This is a genomic window from Mesorhizobium sp. M7A.F.Ca.CA.002.09.1.1, from assembly GCF_003998555.1.
GTDB lineage: Bacteria > Pseudomonadota > Alphaproteobacteria > Rhizobiales > Rhizobiaceae > Mesorhizobium > Mesorhizobium ciceri.
Window position 1 is genome coordinate 1 of the sequence record NZ_RZRR01000348.1, and the last position, 5,331, is coordinate 5,331.

Here is a 5,331-nt window from a genome sequence, read left to right on the forward strand (position 1 = left end):
CGGCTACAAGTTCGGCGCGGGGGTCGGCAGGCGCGTTGCCGCTGCTGTCGGCGATGGGGATATCGCCGGTCTGAAGGCATGGCTGCGGGCGGAGGTCGCCTGAAACACGAGGCCAAATCCGCAGCGGTTCAATGATTGAGTTCGTCTGCGGCGGCAATGACTTCGGACACAATCGCCCGAACGTCATCCAAGGTCGTCCTGTGATTGACGAAACACGCCCGCAGCGCGAATTGACCGTTGATCGTTGCATTCGACAGATACACGCGGCCGCGCGCGATCACACGGCGCAGGATCGCTTCATTGTCCTTAGAGCGGTGACGGAAACAGACCGCGCTTAGCGATACCGGCGCAAGCTGCTCAAGCTCCGGCTGTGAAGCGATTGCCTGTGCCAGCATCTGGGCATGGTAGAGATCGCGCGCGATGGCTTCGCGATAGGCACGGCGCCCGTGATACTGCAGCGACATCCAGAGCTTCAGCGCACGGAAGCGCCGAGACAGTTCGATCGACTCTTCAAAGAATGCAAATGCTTCCGTTGGGTCTTCGCTCAATATCCTGACGTAGTCGTCGCTGTGCGAGAAAGTCGTGCGCGCAATGTCTGGGTGGCGATTGAGCAGGCAGCCGCAATCGAGTGGCTGATAGAGCCATTTGTGCGCATCGAGCGACAGCGAATCCGCCAAAGACAGTCCCTGGAACTTTTCCGGGACGGCCAGCGCCGCCAGTCCCCCATAGGCCCCATCGACATGCATCCACAACGCTTCCCTACGGGCAATGTCTGCGATTTCGGGAAGGGGATCGATCGCACCGGAGATGATGGTGCCGACCGTGGCCACGATGGCGATGGGCATGTTGCCGATGGCGCGGTCGGCGGCAATAGCCGCCTGGAGGGCATCCGTCCGCATCCTGAATTTGTCGTCGACAGGGATCAAACGGAGATTTTTTCTACCGATCCCCAACAGCGCGACGGCCTTGGGAATGGACATGTGCACTTGCTCGGAAGCATAGATCACGCACGGTCGCACGCCTGTTTCGTTGGCTGGCAGCTTCGCTTCCCGCGCCATCGCCAGGGCCATGAGGTTCGCCGTCGAGCCGCCGCCGCACAGGCTGCCTGTAAATCCGGGGCAACCGACAGCCTCCGCCAACCATTCGACGACGGCGCGTTCGATCGATGTCGCAGCCGGTGCCGAGCGCCACGACGTCACATTCTGATTGAGCACCGCAGCCAGCAATTCCCCCAGCGCGCCGATCGGTTCGCCGGAGCCGACGACATAACCGAAGAACCTGCCGGTTGAAGGCCGCACATGCTCCGCTATCGACTTGAAATCCTGCAAGACTTCCCGACCACGACCGCTCTCCTGCCAAGGCCGCGAGAAGAGTTCCGTCGTCTGTTTGCCGCTGGTCGTGGGATACGTCCGACGTTCCTCGAGGGAGGCCCAATAAGCTTTGGCAAGCGCCAAGGCTTCTTCGGCAAGGTCTGACAATTCCTGATTGGAAATTTCCAGGTCGCGCATGCCCTCAGCCCAACGGAGATCCGCTGCGACGCAGGTTACGCCATGCGCGCTAATCCTGGCAATGCCTGGGAATATGCACCCGCCGCCAACTGGATGAGCCTTCCCGGACCAACACACGACGCGCGACGGTCTGGTAGGAGGCGGGGACATCGATGACGCGCCTTTGTTCCGGCCGCACCAGCACCTCCTCGGCGATGCTGTCATATTGTGCGGGAATGACGACGCGCCGCGTGCGTTCGGGCTGGATCACGATGGTCTCTGCGACGCGTTCGTAGCGCGCCTTGTGCCATACCTTGCACAGCACCTTGCGGCCATGGATGACGCGCCATTCCCAGGAATAGCCGCCGCCATCGACCCGGACCGTACGGTAGACGGTGCGGGTGACGGCCGGTACGATCTGGTAGGTCACTTGCGCCGGAACGGTCATCACGACGCGCTCGCGCGTGCCAAAGATAGGGGCGATATAGTCGACCTGCTGACCGGGCGGACTGATCATCACGTCTTCATAGACCGTGTCATAGACGGCCGGACTGCGGACGGGTTCATAGCATTCGACGGCGCGGCCGCCGGCCGCCGTCTGCGAAATCGTGCCGAGCACGGTCAGGCCGGCAATGGTGAAGCATGCGGTTTTCCCGGGCATGGCACTCCCCCTGTTGAACTCTATGCATAAGTTCAACGTTGAATTGTAGAGGAAGCCGTCTCGGAAAAAAGCGGTTTCGGCGCATTTCGTTAAGTGACGCGGTTAAGAAACTGCTACGTTGCGGGGCCGGCGATGCGGCTCCGGACCCGCGGAAGCATCCGCCGCCGCGAATCCTTGGTCAGAAAGCTTGATTCGACTTACCCAGATGGCTAGGAGGGGTCGGCCTTGCACAAGGACGAGCCGGCATCCTATTTACGGAATACCGATCCAGAACCGATTCTGCCCGATCTGCCGGCATTCCCGGCGCCGGAATCCCACCGCGAGATAAGAGATACCTGATGAAGAACCCCGTCGAAACCTACATGAACCTCGTTCCGATGGTGGTCGAACAGACCAATCGCGGCGAGCGGGCCTACGACATTTTCTCGCGCCTCCTCAAGGAGCGCATCATTTTCATCACCGGTCCGGTCGAGGACGGCATGGCGACGCTGGTCTGCGCGCAGCTTTTGTTCCTCGAAGCTGAGAATCCGAAGAAGGAAATCAACCTCTACATCAATTCGCCGGGCGGCGTCGTCACCTCGGGCATGGCGATCTACGACACCATGCAGTTCATCAAGCCGGCCGTGTCGACGCTCTGCATCGGCCAGGCGGCTTCGATGGGTTCGCTGCTCCTGACTGCCGGTCACAAGGACATGCGCTTTGCCACGCCGAACGCCCGCATCATGGTTCACCAGCCTTCCGGCGGCTTTCAGGGCCAGGCGTCCGACATCGAGCGCCATGCCCTGGATATCATCAAGCTGAAGCGTCGCCTCAACGAGGTCTACGTCAAGCACACCGGCAAGAGCTATGAAGAGATCGAGAAAACGCTCGACCGCGATCATTTCATGACCGCCGACGAAGCCAAGGATTTCGGCCTCATCGACAAGGTCATTTCGTCGCGCGAGGCGGCCGAAGGGGCGCTGGCATAAAGGCAAGTTGGCAGTTGGATGGCACCATCACGCGCTTTTGGCGCGTCTTGCGGCATTTCGGCCACAATTGGCTGTTCCCTCGGGGGACAGGATTGCCTACGTTAAGGCTATGTTGAGTTTCGGCGGCTTAGCTTTATGCGGGGTTGTCGCGAATCATTGCCACGTTTTCTGATTTGTGTTTCGTACGGAATGCGTTGCGGGAGCCGGGACACACTGGCGGCGGCGGATTCCCGCGATAGATAGAGTATGCGCCCTTTCAGCCAGACCATCGGCGGGCGGCCATGAAAGGACATGAAAATGAGCAAGGTCGGCAACAACAGCGGCGATTCCAAGAACACGCTTTACTGCTCGTTTTGCGGCAAAAGCCAGCACGAAGTGCGCAAGCTGATCGCCGGTCCGACGGTCTTCATCTGCGACGAGTGCGTCGAGCTCTGCATGGACATCATCCGTGAAGAGAACAAGACCTCGATGGTGAAGTCGCGCGAAGGCGTGCCGACACCGCAGGAGATCCTCAAGGTTCTCGACGACTATGTCATCGGTCAGCCCTACGCCAAGCGCGTGCTGTCGGTGGCGGTCCACAATCACTACAAGCGCCTCGCGCATGCCGGCAAGAACAACGATGTCGAACTGGCGAAGTCCAACATCCTTTTGATCGGCCCGACCGGTTGCGGCAAGACGCTGCTCGCGCAGACGCTGGCCCGCATCATCGACGTGCCGTTCACCATGGCTGACGCGACGACGCTGACCGAAGCCGGCTATGTCGGCGAGGACGTCGAAAACATCATCCTGAAGCTGTTGCAGTCGGCCGACTACAATGTCGAGCGCGCCCAGCGCGGCATCGTCTACATCGACGAAATCGACAAGATTTCGCGCAAGTCGGACAATCCCTCGATCACCCGCGACGTGTCGGGCGAGGGTGTGCAGCAGGCGCTCTTGAAGATCATGGAAGGCACCGTCGCCTCCGTGCCGCCACAGGGCGGCAGGAAGCACCCGCAGCAGGAATTCCTGCAGGTCGATACAGCCAACATCCTGTTCATCTGCGGCGGCGCCTTCGCCGGGCTGGACAAGATCATCTCGGATCGCGGCCGCAAGACGTCGATCGGCTTCGGCGCGGTCGTCGCTTCGCCGGAGGATCGCCGCACTGGCGATGTTTTCCGCCTGGTCGAGCCCGAGGACCTGTTGAAGTTCGGTCTTATCCCTGAGTTTGTCGGCCGTCTGCCGGTCCTGGCGACGCTGGAAGATCTCGACGAACCGGCGCTGATCCAGATCCTGACCGAGCCGAAGAACGCGCTGGTCAAGCAGTATCAGCGGCTGTTCGAGATGGAAAATGTCGACCTGACCTTCCATGAGAACGCTCTTTCGGCGATCGCCAAGCGCGCTATTGAGCGCAAGACCGGCGCGCGCGGCCTGCGTTCGATCATGGAGGCGATCCTGCTCGACACGATGTTCGAGCTTCCCGCACTCGAAGGCGTGCGCGAAGTGGTGATTTCGGAGGAGGTGGTGACCGGCAGTGCCCGGCCGCTCTACATCTACTCCGAGCAGAAGGAAAAGAAGGGCAATGTCAGCGCCTGACATGAGCCCGCAGCGAAATTCTGAAACGGCGCCGCAAGGCGCCGTTTTGCTGTCGCACAGCGGTTTTGCGCGGCGTACGGGCTGGCGTCGCAAATGTGTCACTCGCGGACGGGTTGGGAGTGCGGATTTGGACACGCCCCTTGATCTTTGGGGGTCGTGCATCCAACTAACTGGAGAAGGCCGAGGTGCCCGATTTCTGTGCTGTAAAACTCCCGTCACAAACGGTGGTAGGCGGAACGATCCCCGGTCGTTAATATAAGATTCGCGGTTGGCTCAATTAGCGGCCGCGACATGAAAGGTTGGACAATGGCCAAAGTATCCAAGGCACCCAGCGACGGCGTCTTCGCAGTTCTCCCACTGCGCGACATCGTGGTGTTCCCGCACATGATCGTTCCGCTCTTCGTCGGGCGTGAGAAGTCGATCAAGGCGCTGGAAGAGGTGATGGGTCAGGAAAAGCAGATCCTGCTTGCCACCCAGATGAATGTCGCTGATGACGATCCCGAGCCCGATGCCATTTTCGACATCGGCACGCTCGCCAATGTGCTGCAATTGCTCAAGCTGCCCGACGGCACCGTCAAGGTTCTCGTCGAGGGCGCCTCGCGTGCGAAAATCGTCTCGTGCACCGACCGTCCCGATCTCCACG

At 60.5% G+C, this 5,331-nt stretch carries 5 protein-coding genes; 3 read left to right on the forward strand and 2 right to left on the reverse strand.

From position 1 onward, the window contains the following. Nucleotides 1-128: 128 nt before the first annotated feature. Both EN994_RS16490 and EN994_RS16495 read right to left on the reverse strand, forming a co-directional pair. The gene (locus tag EN994_RS16490; protein ID WP_063167789.1) at nt 129-1,508 is read right to left on the reverse strand and encodes a pyridoxal-dependent decarboxylase; all 1,380 of its coding nucleotides are present in this window, start codon (nt 1,506-1,508) and stop codon (nt 129-131) included. Between the two features lie 49 nt (nt 1,509-1,557). Beyond that, entirely contained in the window at nt 1,558-2,148 is a 591-nt protein-coding gene (locus EN994_RS16495; RefSeq protein ID WP_063167790.1) for a hypothetical protein, read from the reverse strand. Nucleotides 2,149-2,486: 338 nt separating this feature from the next. Between EN994_RS16495 and clpP the strand changes: the two genes are divergently transcribed. The 3 genes from clpP to EN994_RS16510 all read left to right on the forward strand — a co-directional run. Next, nucleotides 2,487-3,116, forward strand: coding sequence for an ATP-dependent Clp endopeptidase proteolytic subunit ClpP (gene clpP / locus EN994_RS16500; RefSeq protein ID WP_013532191.1), 630 nt, complete (start codon nt 2,487-2,489; stop codon nt 3,114-3,116). Nucleotides 3,117-3,413: 297 nt separating this feature from the next. Continuing rightward, nucleotides 3,414-4,688 carry an ATP-dependent Clp protease ATP-binding subunit ClpX gene (gene clpX / locus EN994_RS16505; protein ID WP_013532190.1) on the forward strand — a complete coding sequence of 425 codons (1,275 nt, stop codon included), beginning with the start codon at nt 3,414-3,416 and terminating at the stop codon, nt 4,686-4,688. A 306-nt stretch (nt 4,689-4,994) separates the two neighbouring features. Next, on the forward strand, nt 4,995-5,331 hold a 337-nt coding region (locus tag EN994_RS16510; protein WP_206530412.1), incomplete at its 3' end, for an LON peptidase substrate-binding domain-containing protein.

Coding starts and splice junctions, on each gene's coding strand:
- EN994_RS16490 (WP_063167789.1), bottom strand. CDS start 1,508: ATGCGCGACCTGGAAATTTCCAATCAGGAATTGTCAGACCTTGCCGAA.
- EN994_RS16495 (WP_063167790.1), bottom strand. CDS start 2,148: ATGCCCGGGAAAACCGCATGCTTCACCATTGCCGGCCTGACCGTGCTC.
- clpP (WP_013532191.1), top strand. CDS start 2,487: ATGAAGAACCCCGTCGAAACCTACATGAACCTCGTTCCGATGGTGGTC.
- clpX (WP_013532190.1), top strand. CDS start 3,414: ATGAGCAAGGTCGGCAACAACAGCGGCGATTCCAAGAACACGCTTTAC.